The following is a 16,160-nucleotide window of genomic DNA, read 5'->3' on the forward strand; positions in this document are numbered from 1 at the left end:
CGCCGTCACGGCGGCGCAGCTGCCTGGTATGCATCCAGCGCGGCCGTCGCGGCGTCGCGAACCCGCTGAGCGAGCGACTCCGGCGCCAGAACGCGCACGTCCGAACCGAAGCCCAGCAATAGGCGCGTCATCCAATCCTCAGAGGCGTAGGTCATGGCCACCTCACAGGAGCCGTCCGGCAGCTGTCGTAGCTCCCGAATCGGGTAGTACTCCAACATCCACAACGCCGACGGTGCCACCCGCAACGTCGCCGACGGCAGCGATAGGTCACCGTCGAACAGCGACGTGTCCGGTGGCGCCTGCCGTGCCGGTTCCGGCGGAACCGCGGGCTCGCCCAACTCGGCGGCATCGACAATCCGGTCGAAACGGAACAGGCGGACCCCTTCGGCCTCACGTGACCAGGCCTCCAAATAGCTGTGCCCGCCGATCAACAGCACCCGGATGGGATCCACGATCCGAGTGGTGAGGGTGTCATGCGACGCGGCGTAATAGTCGATGGTCAGAGCCCGCCTGTCCCGCACCGCGGCCCGTACGGCCGCGGCGGCCGGGCTTTCTGTGGGTACCTGTTCGGCAACGGCGGCCACCGCGCCGGCCGCGGCGGCGATCTTGGCGATGGCGCTGCGCGCCGCCTGCGGGTCGACCACGCCGGGAATGTCCGCCAGCGCCCGCAACGCCACCAGCAGCCCGGTGGCCTCCGGCGATGTGAGCTTTAACGGCCGGTCGATGCCCGCCGAGAACGTCACCTCGATGGTGTCACCGCAGAATTCGAAGTCGATGAGGTCACCCGGGGAATAGCCCGGAAGGCCGCACATCCACAGCTGGTTGAGATCCTCCTCCAGCTGCTTGGCGGTGACACCCAGCTCGGCGGCGGCCTCGGCGCGGGTGATCCGGGGGTTGGCCTGGAAGTACGGCACCATGTTGAGCAGCCGCACCAGCCGGGTGGACAGGGCGCTCATGCCAGTGCTCCGGCTTGCGCGCGTAGTCGGGCCAGCACATCGTTGCGCAGAGACCCGGGCTGCAGCACGATTGCGTCGGCCCCATAGCCGGTGATCTCACGCGCCAGCCGGTCGCTGGATCGAATCTCAAGCTCGATCACCTCGCCATCGCGACCGCCAAGTTGTCGCGGCCCGGCGGACCGCCCGGCACGTCGCAACGCGGTGGCCCGACCCTCGGCTACCCATACCGTGGCTTGCTCACCGGTCGGCGCCTCCGTCACCTTCTGCGCCACGATGCTGCGTAGGTCCACACCGGCAGGCACGGTGGTTGCGCCGGCCGGCCCGATTGGCGTCACCTGCGCTCCGATCCGGGACAGCCGGAAGACGCGGGTTGCATCCCGGTCGCGGTCGTGGCCGACCAGATACCAGCGGCCCTTCTCGGTAACCACACCCCACGGCTCGACGGTCCGAACGGTGTACGGCTCTGCGCGCGACGATCGATGAGAGAACTGCACCACCTGCCCGGAATCGATGGCCGACAACAAGATTCCGAGAACGTCCTCAGAGCCGCGCAGTCCCGAAACGGCCGCCGCCGACGCGATGGCCACCGGTGCCCCGGTATCCAAGGGATCGACGTCCACCCCGGCGGCCCGCAGCTTCAACAACGCGCCCTGGGTCGCGGTGATCAACTCCGGTGACTCCCACAGCTGGGTGGCGACGGCTACCGCGGCCGCCTCATCCGGGGTCAGCTCGACAGGCGACAGGGCGTAGGCGTCGCGGTTGATGCGATAGCCCTCGGTGGGCTCCAACGCCGAGACCCTGCCGACCTCGAGCGGAATGCCGAGGTCACGCAGCTCGTTCTTGTCGCGCTCGAACATCCGGGAGAACGCCTCAGCGCTGGGGCTGTCCGAATAGCCTGCCACGCTGGACCTGATCTTCTCCGCAGTGATGTAGCCGCGAGTGGACAGCAAGGCTATGACGAGATTGACCAGCCGTTCGACTTTCGAGGTCGCCATTGGTGGTGCTACATGCTCGCGATCAGCCGCTTAACCCGCTCATCGACCGCCCGGAATGGGTCTTTGCACAGCACGGTGCGCTGCGCCTGGTCGTTGAGTTTGAGATGTACCCAGTCGACGGTGAAATCACGTCCCGCCTCCTGCGCGGCGCTGATGAACTCACCGCGCAGCCGGGCCCGGGTGGTCTGTGGGGGCTGATCGACGGCCTCCGCGATTTCTTCGTCGGTGGTGACGCGCGCGGCCAACCCTTTGCGCTGCAGGAGATCAAAGATCCCGCGTCCGCGCTTGATGTCGTGGTAGGCCAGATCCAGCTGAGCGATCTTCGGGTGGGACAACTCCATGTCATAGCGGTCCTGATAACGCTGAAACAGCTTGCGTTTGATCACCCAGTCGATTTCGGTGTCGACCTTGGCGAAATCCTGGCTTTCGACGGCATCGAGTTGGCGGCCCCACAGGTCGACGACCTGCTCGATCTGCGCGTTGGGCTCCCGAGTCTGCAAGTGCTCGACTGCTCGGGTGTAGTACTCCCGCTGGATGTCCAGCGCGCTGGCCTGACGGCCTCCGGCCAACCGCACCGGCCGGCGACCGGTGACATCATGGCTAACCTCACGGATGGCGCGGATCGGGTTATCCAGGGAAAAATCACGGAAGGCGACTCCACTTTCGATCATTTCCAGCACGAGCGCCGCGGTGCCCACCTTGAGCATGGTGGTGGTCTCGGACATGTTGGAGTCGCCGACGATGACGTGCAGCCGCCGGTACTTCTCGGCGTCGGCATGTGGCTCGTCGCGGGTGTTGATAATGGGGCGGGATCGGGTCGTGGCGCTAGAGACGCCCTCCCAAATGTGTTCGGCGCGTTGGCTTAAGCAGTAGGTGGCGGCCTTGGGGGTCTGCAGCACCTTGCCGGCCCCGCAGATCAGCTGGCGGGTGACCAGGAAGGGCAGCAGCACGTCGGAGATCCGGGAGAACTCACCGGCCCGCACGATCAGGTAGTTTTCGTGGCAGCCGTAGGAGTTGCCCGCCGAATCGGTGTTGTTCTTGAACAGGTAGATGTCGCCGCCGATGCCCTCGTCGGCCAGCCGCTGCTCGGCGTCAACGAGCAGGTCTTCCAGCACCCATTCACCGGCCCGGTCATGGGTGACCAGCTGCACCAGGCTGTCGCATTCGGCGGTGGCGTACTCGGGATGACTGCCCACGTCGAGATACAGGCGCGCACCGTTACGCAGGAAGACGTTGGAGCTGCGGCCCCAGGACACCACACGGCGAAACAGGTAGCGGGCCACCTCGTCCGGGGACAGCCGACGGTGACCGTGAAATGTGCAGGTGACACCGAACTCGGTTTCGATGCCCATGATTCGACGCTGCACGTATTTGAGGGTACTGGTTGTTGGTTGGCGGCGGCGCGATAGCCACGCCCGTTACCCGTCCGGGCCGGACGGGCCGGGGACTCCGAACAGCAGCCCGCCGGTGCCGCCGCTGCCGCCGGGCCCCGCGGCCCCGTCCGGAGTACCGGGTCCGCCGGCGGCGCCAGCCCCACCGGCGCCACCGTCGCCGAACAAGATGGCGGTGCCGCCGTGCCCGCCGACACCGCCCGGCCCGCCGGGCGAGGTGGTGTTCATGCCGGGCCCCCCTTGGCCGGCGGCCCCGCCGGCGCCACCGTTGCCGTACCACACGCCGCCGTTGCCACCGCTGCCGCCGGGGTTGCCCGCGCCCCCGACGCCACCGCTGCTGACCGAGCCAGGCGCGCCGCTCCCGCCGCTACCGCCGGCACCACCGTTGCCGATGAGCCGCGCGCTGCCGCCGTTGCCGGCGTTGGTGGAGCCAATAAATGGCAGCCCCCCATTACCGCCGTCGCCGCCGCCGCCATCGCCGTACAGCCACCCGCCGACCCCACCGTCGCCGCCGCGACTACCTACCTGGAACAGGCGCGCACCGAGCCCTGGGTCGCCGCCGTTGCCGCCGCCGCCGACACCAATCAGCCCCGCGTCGCCGCCCCGGCCACCGCTGCCGCCCAACCCGGCGAAACCGTCGCTGGAGACGCCGGTACCTGCATCGCCACCGTTGCCGCCGGAACCGGCCGCCCCTCCATTGCCGTACAGCAGCCCGCCGGCGCCACCGAACTGGCCGAAGCCGCCACTGCCGCCACTGCCGCCGGCCTTGCCGCTCCCGCCGTGCCCACCGTCCCCACCGTTTCCGCCGGCACCGCCGTGACCGATCAGCCCCGCCCGTCCACCCAAACCGCCATCGCCTCCCCCGCCGCCAGCACCGAGGTCTCCCACACCGTTGTCACCGGTACCGCCGACTCCCCCGGCACCCCCGTTGCCCAGCAGCAATCCGCCCAGGCCGCCATTGCCTCCTGCACCGCCGGGCGCACCGTTGCCGCCCCTGCCGCCGTTGCCGATCAGCCCCGCTGACCCGCCGGCTCCCCCGGCAACCCCGGGGCTCGTGCTGTCGCCACCGTTGCCGCCGTTGCCCCACAAGATGCCGCCGTCCCCGCCGGGCTGTCCCACCGGACCACTGGCCCCGTCGGCGCCGTCGCCGACCAGCGGACGCCCCAGCAGCGTCTGGGTGGGCGCGTTCACCGCGTTCAGCAGGTTCTGCTGCGCGTTGGCAATCTCGGCGCTCGCATATGAACCTCCACCGGCGTTAAGCAGTTGGACGAACCGGTCATGAAACGCCGCCGCTTGGGCGCTGACCGCTTGATAGCTCTGGGCCTGGGCGCCAAATAGCGCCGCTATGCCCGCCGACACCTCATCGGCGGCGGGCGCCAACGCCCCCGTCGTCGGGACCGCCGCCGCCGCGTTCGCTGCCCTGATGGTCGAACGGATGGCCGCTAAATCCGTGGCCGCAGCCAGCAATGCCTCCGGGCTCGCAATCACAAACGACATTGCGCACCTCCCACCAACCCGCGATAACCCGGCTGCGCCGGAACCGTCGATGCGTATGGCAGGAATATCGTATTGCGATCCCCCACCCTCAGTCGGGGTGTTCGCCACATTCGTCGCAGCTCAGCGCTGCGCCGGCGCCAGCATTGGCGATGGCTGGTGGTTAACGCGAGTGGTCGAAGGTGATGGCCGGGGCACTGTTCGAACCGTCGTTCGCCGCAGCGCACCCAGCGGGGCTTCTCAGACGACCCGTGACGCGAACCGTCGTGCTGTCGGTGGCCGCTACTAGTATCGCACACATGTTCGAGATATCGCTGCCGGACCCGACGGAGCTGTGCCGATCCGATGATGGCGCGCTGGTGGCCGCGATCGAGGACTGCGCTCGTGTGGAGGCGGCTGCGAGCGCCCGGCGGTTGTCGGCGATCGCCGAGCTGACCGGCCGGCGCACCGGCGCGGACCAGCGGGCCGACTGGGCGTGTGACTTCTGGGACTGCGCGGCCGCGGAGGTGGCTGCGGCGTTGACTATCAGCCACGGCAAAGCCTCCGGACAAATGCATCTGAGCCTTGCCCTGAACCGGCTGCCCCAGGTGGCGGCGTTGTTTTTGGCCGGGCATCTTGGTGCGCGGCTTTTCTCGATCATCGCCTGGCGGACCTACCTCGTTCGCGACCCGCACGCACTGAGTCTGCTCGATGCCGCCCTGGCCGAACACGCCGGCGCGTGGGGGCCGCTGTCGGCCCCCAAACTGGAAAAGGCCATCGACTCCTGGATCGATCGCTACGATCCCGGGGCGCTGCGGCGCAGCCGTATCTCGGCCCGCACCCGCGACCTATGCATCGGTGATCCCGATGAGGACGCCGGCACCGCCGCGCTGTGGGGCCGGCTGTATGCCACCGACGCCGCGATGCTGGATCGCCGGCTCACCGAGATGGCCCACGGCGTGTGCGAGGATGACCCGCGCACCCTGGCCCAGCGCCGCGCCGACGCGCTGGGCGCGCTGGCCGCCGGCGCCGACCACCTGGCGTGCGGCTGCGGCAAGCCCGACTGCCCCTCCGGTGCCGGCAACGACGAGCGGGCCGCCGGTGTGGTCATCCACGTCGTCGCCGACGCCTCAGCACTTGACGCACAACCCGACCCACACCTATCCGGCGACGAACCCCCTTCGCGGCCCCTCACCCCGGAGACGACCCTGTTCGAGGCGTTGACACCCGACCCCGAACCCGATCCCCCCGCCACCCACGCGCCGGCCGCGCTGATCACCACCGGCGGCGGTGTGGTGCCCGCGCCGCTGCTGGCCGAACTCATCCGGGGTGGGGCCACCATCAGCCAAGTGCGCCATCCCGGCGATCTCGCAGCAGAGCCGCACTACCGGCCGTCGGCCAAGCTGGCTGAATTCGTCCGGATGCGGGATTTGACGTGCCGGTTTCCCGGGTGTGACGTGCCCGCCGAGTTTTGTGATATCGACCATTCGGCGCCCTGGCCGTTGGGGCCGACGCATCCATCAAATCTGAAGTGCGCGTGTAGAAAACACCACCTTTTGAAAACTTTCTGGACGGGCTGGCGGGATGTGCAGTTACCCGATGGCACGGTCATCTGGACCGCGCCCAACGGCCACACCTACACTACCCATCCCGGCAGCCGCATCTTCTTTCCCACCTGGCACACCACCACCGCCGAACTACCCCAAACACCAACGGCAGCAGTCAACGTCGACGCACGCGGCCTGATGATGCCGCGACGGCGCCGGACCCGAGCCGCCGAGCTGGCCCACCGCATCAACGCCGAACGCGCCCTCAACGACGCGTACATGGCCGAACGCAACAAGCCACCACCGTTCTGATGGGCGGCTATTCCCACCTCATGTCAAACACCCCTTCTGGATGTCACGCCCCTTCTGGACACCACCGACGAGTTCTCGTGTCGCCGCACCTATCCAAGAAGACCAACCGCTACGATCGGTCGATGTCGCAGCGCCGCAGTCGACGCAGGAGAACCGCGAAACGTGCCGGCCGCTCCGTCGACAAGAGAGAAGGACTGCATGCTGGTTTTGCACGGCTTCTGGTCCAACTCCGGCGGGATGCGGCTGTGGGCGGAGGACTCCGATCTGCTGGTGAAGAGCCCGAGTCAGGCGCTGCGCTCCGCGCGGCCACACCCGTTCGCGGCGCCCGCTGACCTGATCGCCGGCATACATCCGGGCAAACCCGCAACCGCCGTTTTGCTGTTGCCGTCGTTGCGATCGGCGCCGCTGGACTCGCCGGAGCTGATCCGGCTCGCCCCGCGCCCGGCCGCGCGAGCCGATCCGATGCTGTTGGCGTGGACGGTACCGGTGGTGGACCTGGACCCCACCGCGGCGTTGGCCGCCTTCGACCAGCCCGCCCCCGACGTCCGCTACGGCGCGTCCGTCGACTACCTGGCCGAGCTGGCCGTTTTCGCGCGCGAGTTGGTCGAGCGTGGTCGCGTGCTGCCCCAGCTGCGCCGCGACACCCACGGCGCGGCCGCCTGCTGGCGTCCGGTGTTGCAGGGACGCGACGTGGTCGCGATGACCTCGCTGGTCTCGGCGATGCCGCCGGTCTGCCGCGCCGAAGTTGGTGGGCACGACCCGCACGAACTGGCAACCTCGGCTCTGGACGCGATGGTCGACGCCGCCGTGCGCGCGGCGCTGTCACCGATGGACCTGCTGCCCCCGCGACGGGGTCGCTCCAAACGGCATCGGGCCGTGGAGGCTTGGCTGACCGCGTTGACCTGCCCGGACGGCCGGTTCGACGCGGAGCCCGACGAACTCGACGCGCTGGCCGAGGCGTTGCGGCCATGGGACGACGTCGGTATCGGCACGGTCGGCCCGGCGCGGGCGACGTTTCGGCTGTCCGAAGTCGAGACCGAAAACGAGGAGACGCCCGCGGGCTCGTTGTGGAGGCTGGAGTTCTTATTGCAGTCGACGCAGGACCCCAGCCTGCTGGTCCCCGCCGAGCAGGCATGGAACGACGACGGCAGCCTGCGCCGCTGGCTGGACCGGCCGCAGGAGCTGCTGCTGACCGAACTGGGCCGGGCCTCTCGGATTTTCCCCGAGCTCGTCCCGGCGCTGCGCACCGCGTGCCCGTCCGGGCTTGAGCTCGACGCCGACGGCGCCTACCGATTCCTGTCGGGTACGGCCGCGGTGCTCGACGAGGCTGGGTTTGGCGTGCTGCTGCCGTCCTGGTGGGACCGCCGCCGCAAGCTGGGCTTGGTCCTGTCCGCATATACCCCGGTCGACGGCGTGGTGGGCAAGGCCAGCAAGTTCGGCCGCGAGCAGCTCGTCGAGTTCCGCTGGGAGCTGGCCGTGGGCGACGATCCGCTCAGCGAGGAGGAGATCGCGGCGCTGACCGAAACCAAGGCCCCGCTGATCCGGCTGCGTGGCCAGTGGGTGGCGCTCGATACCGAACAGCTGCGCCGCGGGCTGGAGTTTTTGGAGCGTAAGCCCACTGGCCGCAAGACCACCGCCGAGATCCTCGCGCTGGCCGCCAGCCACCCCGACGACGTGGACACCCCGCTCGAGGTCACCGCCGTACGCGCCGACGGCTGGCTCGGGGACTTGCTCGCCGGGGCCGCCGCGGCGTCGCTGCAGCCGTTGGACCCGCCCGACGGATTCACCGCGACGCTGCGTCCCTACCAGCAGCGCGGTCTGGCGTGGCTGGCGTTTTTGTCCTCGCTCGGTTTGGGCAGCTGCCTGGCCGACGACATGGGCCTGGGCAAAACGGTGCAGCTATTGGCGCTGGAAACCTTGGAATCCGTTCAGCGCCACCAGGATCGCGGCGTCGGACCCACACTGCTGCTGTGCCCGATGTCGTTGGTGGGCAACTGGCAGCGGGAAGCGGCCAGGTTTGCGCCCAACCTGCGGGTGTACGCCCACCACGGGGGCGCCCGGCTGCACGGCGAGGCGTTGCGCGACCACCTCGAGCACACCGACCTGGTCGTGAGCACCTATACCACCGCCGCCCGCGACATCGACGAGCTGGCGGAATACGAGTGGAACCGGGTGGTGCTGGACGAGGCGCAGGCGGTGAAGAACAGCCTGTCCCGGGCGGCCAAGGCGGTGCGACGGCTACGCGCGGCGCACCGGGTGGCGCTGACCGGGACACCGATGGAGAACCGGCTCGCCGAACTGTGGTCGATCATGGACTTCCTCAACCCGGGCCTGCTCGGATCCTCCGAACGTTTCCGCACCCGCTACGCGATCCCGATCGAGCGGCACGGGCACACCGAACCGGCCGAACGGCTGCGCGCATCGACGCGGCCCTACATCCTGCGCCGGCTCAAGACCGACCCGGCGATCATCGACGACCTGCCGGAGAAGATCGAGATCAAGCAGTACTGCCAGCTCACCACCGAGCAGGCGTCGCTGTATCAGGCCGTCGTCGCCGACATGATGGAAAAGATCGAAAACACCGAAGGGATCGAGCGGCGCGGCAACGTGCTGGCCGCGATGGCCAAGCTCAAACAGGTGTGCAACCACCCCGCCCAGCTGCTGCACGATCGCTCCCCGGTCGGTCGGCGGTCCGGGAAGGTGATCCGGCTCGAGGAGATCCTGGAAGAGATCCTGGCCGAGGGCGACCGGGTGCTGTGTTTTACCCAGTTCACCGAGTTCGCCGAGCTGCTGGTGCCGCACCTGGCCGCCCGCTTCGGCCGTGCCGCCCGAGACATTGCCTACCTGCACGGTGGCACCCCGAGGAAGCGGCGTGACGAGATGGTGGCCCGGTTCCAGTCCGGTGACGGCCCGCCCATTTTTCTGCTGTCGTTGAAAGCCGGCGGTACCGGGCTGAACCTCACCGCCGCCAATCATGTGGTGCACCTGGACCGCTGGTGGAACCCGGCGGTCGAGAACCAGGCGACAGACCGGGCGTTTCGGATCGGGCAGCGGCGCACGGTGCAGGTGCGCAAGTTCATCTGCACCGGCACCCTCGAGGAGAAAATCGACGAGATGATCGAAGAGAAAAAGGCGTTGGCCGACCTTGTGGTCACCGACGGCGAAGGCTGGCTGACCGAACTGTCCACCCGCGACCTGCGCGAGGTGTTCGCGCTGTCCGAAAGCGCCGTCGGTGAGTAGCACCTGGTACCCACCGCCGTCGCGACCGCGCCCGGTCGAGGGTGGGATCAAGGCGCGCAGCACCCGCGGCGCGATCGCGCAGACCTGGTGGTCGGAGCGGTTCGTTGCGGTGCTAGAGGACATCGGCCTGGGCAACCGCCTGCAACGCGGCCGCAGCTATGCGCGCAAAGGGCAGGTGATCTCGCTGCAGGTGGATGCCGGTTTGGTCACCGCGCTGGTGCAGGGCAGCCGGGCCCGGCCGTACCGGATCCGCATCGGCATTCCGGCGTTCGGCAAGTCGCAATGGGCGCACGTCGAGCGAACCCTGGCCGAAAACGCTTGGTATGCAGCAAAATTGCTGTCCGGCGAAATGCCCGACGACATCGAGGACGTCTTCGCCGGCCTGGGCCTGTCGCTATTCCCCGGCACCGCCCGAGAGCTGTCACTGGACTGCTCCTGCCCCGACTACGCGGTCCCATGCAAGCACCTGGCCGCCACCTTCTACCTGCTCGCCGAGTCCTTCGACGACGACCCGTTCGCCATCCTGGCATGGCGTGGCCGCGAGCGGGAGGACTTGCTGGCCAACCTGGCCGCCGCCCGCGCCGACGGAGCGGCACCGGCCGCCGACCACGCCGAACAAGTGGCCCAGCCGCTCACCGACTGCCTAGATCGCTATTACGCCCGGCAGGCCGACATCAATGTCCCCAGCCCGCCGGCAACGCCATCGATGTTGCTCGACCAGCTGCCCGACACCGGACTCAGCGCCCGCGGACGGCCGCTGACCGAGCTGCTGCGGCCCGCGTATCACGCCCTGACGCACCATCACAACAGCGCGGGCGGCTGATCCCAGCGCACCCCTGCGAATCGGCCGAAGTCACTGTCGTAGGACACGATGCTGGCGCGATGCTCGACGGCAAGCGCGGCCAGATGCGCGTCGTTGACCAGGTTGGCACCGGTTCCGACGTACGTCAGCATTCTCGCCAGGATATCGGCGTGCCGGACGGTCGGATTCACCAAGACGGCGCTGGGTGCGGCTAGCCAATCCGCGACCTGGGTGATGGCCGCCTCCCGCGGAAGCGGACGGGGGAACAACCCCACCTTGGTCGCCAATCGCACGAACGACAACAACGGCACCCAGGCGAACCCGACGCGGTCGGCGCCCGACAGCGCACCGTCAAGCCAGCGCAGCGACGGCTTGTGGTGCTCACTTGTGGTGTTCACGGCGTAGAGCAAGACGTTCGCGTCGACGATCTTCATCAACCGCTATGACCCGCGGCGTTGACGGCGCACAAGCTCTTCGTCCTCGAGGTCGGCCGCAAGCTGCAAGGCCCGGTCGAGGTTGACCGCAGGGACGCCCAAGTCTGCCGTGCGGGTGCTGAAGTGACTCGGCGCAGGTCGCCCGGAGGCGCCGTCGCGAATCGCGTCGTTGAGGGCCTTCTTGAAGGACACTTGCCGCTCGGCCATCCGGCGCCTTACCAACTGCTCGACGTCGTCATCCAATGTGACAGTCGTCCGCATTTTGATAGCATAGCATCAGGATTGTCGACAGCATCTCGTCAATCGGCGCGCAGGCCCGTCACTAATCCATCGATTCGCCGTCGGACTTGGAGTCTTTGGCGCCCGTGGAACCCCCTTGTGTCCCTTGGCATCTTTGCGATCCAGTTCCCGCAGCCGTTTTCCCAACGCGGCACCCGCGATGCGCCGAAACGCGCGCCGTAGCCGGTCGGCGTCGAGCACGGCCACCTCCAGGGTGGCCAGGGGTGGGTTGAGCACCACGGTCGTGTACGTCATTCGCGGTAGCCTGACTCGGCGACCTCGAGCAGTCGACACGCCTTCTGCACGGGAAGTCTTTCTGCGGCCATCGTTGCTATGGCCGCTTACTGCCGTCTAGTCCGTGCGGCTCTCGCAACAGCTCACGGGACCTTTTTGAGGATCGCCACTTCAGGTCTTCAACTCGCGGATGCCCTCATTGGCAACGTTTGCGCCTGCCTTGGGGCGGCCGGCAGCCACCAAGTCGAGCACTTTGCGGCGGAACTACTCGGGGTAACACTTGGGCACGGACACGGCTTGTTCGACGGACGTCGTGACCAGAAGTCGAGCAAACCGACTCCACTCTAGTGATACAAGCCCTTTTTGTAGCCGCGCGATTGGGCCGCCCGTAAGGAATGCGTCATGAGTGACTTCGCATCACGGGCGACCAATCATTAATTTGTCAAACCCTTTGACATGCACTGCTTGTCCACATTTTGTACACGAAATACCTAACACACTATGGTACACATCACGCGCTTCCACGTTCCGTATTCGGTGTACGATTTTGTCACGCAACTAAGCGTTCAAGAGGGAGTACTATGACTCATCCAAAAGTAAAAGATGACATAGAAATAGAAGAGTCGTGGTTCCGGTGCGGGTAGATCCCGATGGCTTGACTGGGGTAAGCACCAGTGGCGTGTTCCCCGTGGTTGAGACCAGGAGGTTTTAAAGTCCTACAGCCCGCGGCATTCCGCAGAGGACATTGTGTGCATTTCGCACCTTCGGGTGGGAGAAATCGGGATGATCTCACCACCGGCCACCGGTGGGCGCACTTTGTACCCTTCGATTCCGTTATTCGGCGGATTTAAGCAGTTCGCACCATTACCAAGCAGCCAATGAGATAGAGCGCAGGTGACTAGGTCGCTTGATCTTTCCCTGTGCAGTAGCTCGGGTTCTTTGAGTTTCGAGGAGGAGAAACCACATGTCCTTTGTGAATGTAGACCCATTTGGGATGTTGGCGGCAGCTGCGACACTGGAGTCCCTTGGTTCCCACATGGCGGTAAGCAATGCCGCGGTGGCCTCGGTGACCACCAGGGTTCCTCCCCCGGCCGCCGACTACGTATCAAAAAAGTTATCGCTGTTCTTTAGTAGCCACGGGCAGCAGTACCAGGTGCAAGCCGCTCGGGGCACGGCCTTTCATCGAAAATTGGTCCGGACCCTGGCGAATGGCGCGCTTGCGTATGAGGAAGTCGAGATCGCCAACAACAAAGGTTTCTAACGTGTCGCCAGTTACGCACGAGTGGCTACCAGCGAGTACAAGGGAGTAACGAATTATGCCCAATTTCTGGGCGTTGCCGCCCGAGATCAACTCCACCCGGATATATCTCGGCCCGGGTTCTGGCCCGATACTGGCCGCCGCCCAGGGATGGAACGCTCTGGCCAGTGAGCTGGAAAAGACGAAGGTGGGGTTGCAGTCAGCGCTTGACACGTTGCTGGAGTCGTATAGGGGTCAGTCGTCGCAGGCTTTGATACAGCAGACCTTGCCGTATGTGCAGTGGCTGACCACGACCGCCGAGCACGCCCATAGGACCGCGACCCAGCTCACGGCAGCGGCGAACGCCTACGAGCAGGCTAGAGCGGCGATGGTGCCGCCGGCGATGGTGCGCGCGAACCGCGTGCAGACCATAGCGTTGAAGGCATTCAACTGGTTCGGGCAATTCTCCACCAGGATCGCGGAAAAGGAGGCCGACTACGAACAGATGTGGTTCCAAGACGCGTTAGTGATGGAGACCTATTGGGAAGCCGTGCAAGAGGCAATACAGTCGACGTCGCAGTTTGAGGATCCACCGAAGATGGCCGACGACTACGACGAGGCCTGGATGCTCAACACCGTGTTCGATTATCACAACGAGAACGCAAAAGAGGAGACCATCCATCTCGTGCCCGACGTGAACAAGGAGAGGGGGCCCATCGAACTCGTAACCAAGCTAGACAAAGAGGGGACCATCAGACTCGTCTACGATGGGGAGCCCACGTTTTCATACAAGGAACATCCTAAGTTTTGATACGGGAACATCCTAAGAAACGGGGGGCGTCGCCGTTGGAGACGTCGCAACGTGTCCGCAGTCCCAAGGGCAACAGTGAAGGGCCCACGGTGCGATCCCCAACACCCGGCTAGAGTGCGCATATATTTTCCCGCCTCGGCTCAAGGCGTGCACCCCCATCACCGCTAACCATGCTGTGTATCAACAGATTTCATTGTCCCGGCCGTCGCGCGACCGACCAATAGGGTGAGTTCCATGTGCGACATCGCCTGATAGCCGGCTCCCGTACTCCCGTGGCCGATGTGATTATTGATTACGTGGATCACCATGTGGGTGATCGCGGTCGACAGCTTTGGTACCGAGCACATCGCCACAACGCGCGGTACGAATCTAGTGCACAAATCCGCACCAGCAGCCATGCGACTTTGCAGGTCATAGCCCCGCAGAGTCGCCGAACCTGCCGCAGTGACAAAAGTCAGGACGGTCGGCGACGCGTCGAGCCGGGGTTAGGCGCAGTTAACGCGTCGCAGCGGGGTCCCAGGCACGCGTCGGACTTTCGGACTCAGCCCGACGATTCGCCGTCAGACTGCGGGCTTTCCTGGTCTACCAGCAACGCTTGCAGGGCGGAGCCGGTGATGCGCCGGAACGCGCGCCGTGGCCGGTTGGCATCGAGAACGGCCACCTCTAAGCTGGCCACGCCAAGGGTGGGTTGATCACCACCCGAGGTGTCGGCACTGCCGGCCCGCAATGCAGCAACCGCGATACCCAGGGCGTCGGTCAGGCTGGCGTTCTCGGCATACGACTCTTTGAGCGCGTTGGCGATCGGCTCCGTGGTGCCGCCCATCACCACGAAATGCGGCTCGTCGGCGATCGACCCGTCGTAGGTAATCCGATACAGCTCAGGGGGTTTCGTCTCGCCGTAATGCGCGACCTCGGCCACACACAACTCAACCTCGTAGGGCTTGGCCTGTTCGGTAAAGATGGTGCCTAGAGTCTGCGCGTAGACATTGGCCAACTGCCGACCCGTGACGTCACGACGGTCATAGGCGTAACCGCGGGTGTCGGCAAACTGGATCCCGCCGCGGCGCAAATTGTCGAACTCGTTGAACTTGCCCGCGGCCGCAAAACCCACCCGATCGTAGAGCTCACTGATCTTCTGCAGCGACCGCGACGGATTCTCCGCGACGAACAGCACACCACCGGCATAGGCCAGCGCCACCACGCTTTTGGCCCGCGCAATGCCCTTACGCGCCAACTCGCTGCGCTCGCGCATCGCCTGCTCAGGCGAGATGAAATACGGAAAACTCACTTCTCACCGCCATCGGAGCCGAAAGTATCCGCACCCGAACGGCTTTCGATGATCGCGCGGGCCAACTCGGCAATCCGGCTCTCCGGCACGTCAACCGCCCCGTCGGCGTCGATGATCACCGCCGTCGGAAAGATGCCCCGCACCAGGTCCGGACCGCCGGTGGCGGAGTCGTCGTCGGCGGCGTCGTAGAGCGCCTCCACCGCCACCCGCAGCCCCGAATCACCGTCGGTAACCTGCGAATACAACTTCTTCATCGACGACTTCGCGAACAGCGAACCCGAGCCCACCGCCTGATAGCCCTCTTCCTCGATGTTCCAACCGCCGGCGGCGTCGAACGAAACGATACGACCCGCGCTCTGCGGGTCAGAAGCATGAATGTCGTAGCCCGCCAGCAACGGCAACGCCACCAGACCCTGCATCGCGGCCGCCAGATTGCCACGCACCATAATCGCCAGCCGGTTGATTTTGCCGGCAAACGTCAGCGGCACACCCTCGAGCTTCTCGTAGTGCTCAAGTTCCACGGCATACAGACGGGCAAACTCAACCGCGACCGCAGCCGTGCCAGCGATGCCGGTAGCGGTGTAGTCATCGGTGATATACACCTTGCGCACATCACGCCCAGAAATCATGTTGCCCTGCGTCGAACGCCGGTCACCCGCCATGACAACACCGCCGGGGTATTTCAGCGCGACAATGGTGGTGCCGTGCGGCAGTTGCGCATCGCCGCCTGCGAGTGGCGCACCGCCGCTGATGCTTGCCGGCAGCAACTCCGGCGCCTGGCGGCGCAGGAAGTCAGCGAAAGAAGATAGGTCTACAGCGGGTGTTCCAGATAGCGAATTAATGGACAGGCGATCGGGCAACGGCCAGGTCACTGTCCGCCCTTTTGGACGTATGCGCGTACAAAGTCCTCGGCGTTCTCCTCGAGGACGTCGTCGATTTCGTCGAGCAGATCGTCGGTCTCCTCGGTCAGCTTTTCGCGACGCTCCTGGCCCGCGGCGGTGCTGCCGGCGATGTCGTCATCATCGCCGCCGCCACCGCCACGCTTGGTCTGCTCTTGCGCCATCGCCGCCTCCTGCTTCCTCATGGCCTTTCAAAAGGCCGCGGGTGCGCGTCACACGCCCGCTGTCTTTCTCTACCCTACCGGTCAACACCAACGTTTCC

15 protein-coding genes are annotated in these 16,160 nt (G+C 66.2%); 5 read left to right on the plus strand and 10 right to left on the minus strand.

The features are described 5' to 3' along the window. Window positions 1-5 precede the first annotated feature (5 nt). Genes MCAN_RS11100 through MCAN_RS11115 form a run of 4 tightly spaced genes read right to left on the minus strand, consistent with a single transcriptional unit; the run spans window position 6 to window position 4,839 of the window. Window positions 6-956 carry a helix-turn-helix transcriptional regulator gene (locus MCAN_RS11100; RefSeq protein WP_014001129.1) on the minus strand — a complete coding sequence of 317 codons (951 nt, stop codon included), beginning with the start codon at window positions 954-956 and terminating at the stop codon, window positions 6-8. Further along, a complete protein-coding gene (locus tag MCAN_RS11105; RefSeq protein ID WP_014001130.1) occupies window positions 953-1,951 on the minus strand; it encodes a helix-turn-helix transcriptional regulator in 999 nt (332 codons plus the stop codon). Before MCAN_RS11105 ends, MCAN_RS11100 begins: the two co-directional genes overlap by 4 nt. An 8-nt stretch (window positions 1,952-1,959) precedes the next feature. Then, window positions 1,960-3,318 (minus strand): Pup--protein ligase, encoded by a 1,359-nt coding sequence (gene pafA, locus MCAN_RS11110; protein ID WP_003410781.1) that lies wholly within the window; start codon window positions 3,316-3,318, stop codon window positions 1,960-1,962. Window positions 3,319-3,369: 51 nt separating this feature from the next. After that, window positions 3,370-4,839, minus strand: a complete 1,470-nt coding sequence (locus MCAN_RS11115) for a PE family protein (RefSeq protein WP_014001131.1) — start codon at window positions 4,837-4,839, stop codon at window positions 3,370-3,372. Window positions 4,840-5,135: 296 nt separating this feature from the next. Here MCAN_RS11115 and MCAN_RS11120 point away from each other — a divergent pair, with 296 nt between their 5' ends. From MCAN_RS11120 to MCAN_RS11130, 3 genes are all read left to right on the plus strand, one after another. Then, window positions 5,136-6,674: an HNH endonuclease signature motif containing protein gene (locus MCAN_RS11120; protein WP_181518765.1), complete on the plus strand. Its 1,539-nt coding sequence runs from the start codon at window positions 5,136-5,138 to the stop codon at window positions 6,672-6,674. A 198-nt stretch (window positions 6,675-6,872) separates the two neighbouring features. Next, window positions 6,873-9,914, plus strand: coding sequence for a DEAD/DEAH box helicase (locus tag MCAN_RS11125; protein WP_014001133.1), 3,042 nt, complete (start codon window positions 6,873-6,875; stop codon window positions 9,912-9,914). After that, window positions 9,907-10,737 (plus strand): SWIM zinc finger family protein, encoded by an 831-nt coding sequence (locus MCAN_RS11130; protein WP_041180101.1) that lies wholly within the window; start codon window positions 9,907-9,909, stop codon window positions 10,735-10,737. Before MCAN_RS11125 ends, MCAN_RS11130 begins: the two co-directional genes overlap by 8 nt. Here the strand turns inward: MCAN_RS11130 and MCAN_RS11135 are convergent. The 3 genes from MCAN_RS11135 to MCAN_RS11145 are packed head-to-tail and all read right to left on the minus strand — an operon-like array spanning window position 10,716 to window position 11,684. After that, on the minus strand, window positions 10,716-11,150 hold the full coding sequence (locus MCAN_RS11135; RefSeq protein ID WP_014001135.1) for a type II toxin-antitoxin system VapC family toxin: 435 nt from the start codon (window positions 11,148-11,150) through the stop codon (window positions 10,716-10,718). The two genes, MCAN_RS11130 and MCAN_RS11135, sit on opposite strands and share 22 nt — an antisense overlap. A 6-nt stretch (window positions 11,151-11,156) precedes the next feature. Further along, complete coding sequence (locus MCAN_RS11140) at window positions 11,157-11,411, minus strand: antitoxin (RefSeq protein WP_003410814.1); 255 nt, start codon at window positions 11,409-11,411, stop codon at window positions 11,157-11,159. A 15-nt stretch (window positions 11,412-11,426) separates the two neighbouring features. Continuing rightward, on the minus strand, window positions 11,427-11,684 hold the full coding sequence (locus MCAN_RS11145; RefSeq protein WP_041180102.1) for a hypothetical protein: 258 nt from the start codon (window positions 11,682-11,684) through the stop codon (window positions 11,427-11,429). A gap of 943 nt (window positions 11,685-12,627) precedes the next feature. On the opposite strand from MCAN_RS11145, the gene MCAN_RS11150 reads away from it, so the two are divergent. Further along, window positions 12,628-12,924 carry a PE family protein gene (locus tag MCAN_RS11150; RefSeq protein WP_014001136.1) on the plus strand — a complete coding sequence of 99 codons (297 nt, stop codon included), beginning with the start codon at window positions 12,628-12,630 and terminating at the stop codon, window positions 12,922-12,924. Window positions 12,925-12,979: 55 nt separating this feature from the next. After that, window positions 12,980-13,711 carry a PPE family protein gene (locus MCAN_RS11155; protein WP_014001137.1) on the plus strand — a complete coding sequence of 244 codons (732 nt, stop codon included), beginning with the start codon at window positions 12,980-12,982 and terminating at the stop codon, window positions 13,709-13,711. A gap of 541 nt (window positions 13,712-14,252) precedes the next feature. On the opposite strand, the gene prcA is transcribed toward MCAN_RS11155, so the two are convergent. From prcA to MCAN_RS11175, 3 genes are read right to left on the minus strand one after another with little or no spacing between them, the layout of a single operon-like run. Continuing rightward, the gene (gene prcA / locus MCAN_RS11165) at window positions 14,253-14,999 is read right to left on the minus strand and encodes a proteasome subunit alpha (protein ID WP_003901330.1); all 747 of its coding nucleotides are present in this window, start codon (window positions 14,997-14,999) and stop codon (window positions 14,253-14,255) included. Next, window positions 14,996-15,871, minus strand: coding sequence for a proteasome subunit beta (gene prcB / locus MCAN_RS11170; RefSeq protein WP_014001138.1), 876 nt, complete (start codon window positions 15,869-15,871; stop codon window positions 14,996-14,998). Before prcB ends, prcA begins: the two co-directional genes overlap by 4 nt. Continuing rightward, window positions 15,868-16,062 carry a ubiquitin-like protein Pup gene (locus MCAN_RS11175; RefSeq protein ID WP_003411026.1) on the minus strand — a complete coding sequence of 65 codons (195 nt, stop codon included), beginning with the start codon at window positions 16,060-16,062 and terminating at the stop codon, window positions 15,868-15,870. The genes prcB and MCAN_RS11175 overlap by 4 nt, the downstream gene beginning before the upstream one ends. Window positions 16,063-16,160: the final 98 nt, after the last annotated feature.

The organism is Mycobacterium canetti CIPT 140010059 (assembly GCF_000253375.1).
GTDB lineage: Bacteria > Actinomycetota > Actinomycetes > Mycobacteriales > Mycobacteriaceae > Mycobacterium > Mycobacterium tuberculosis.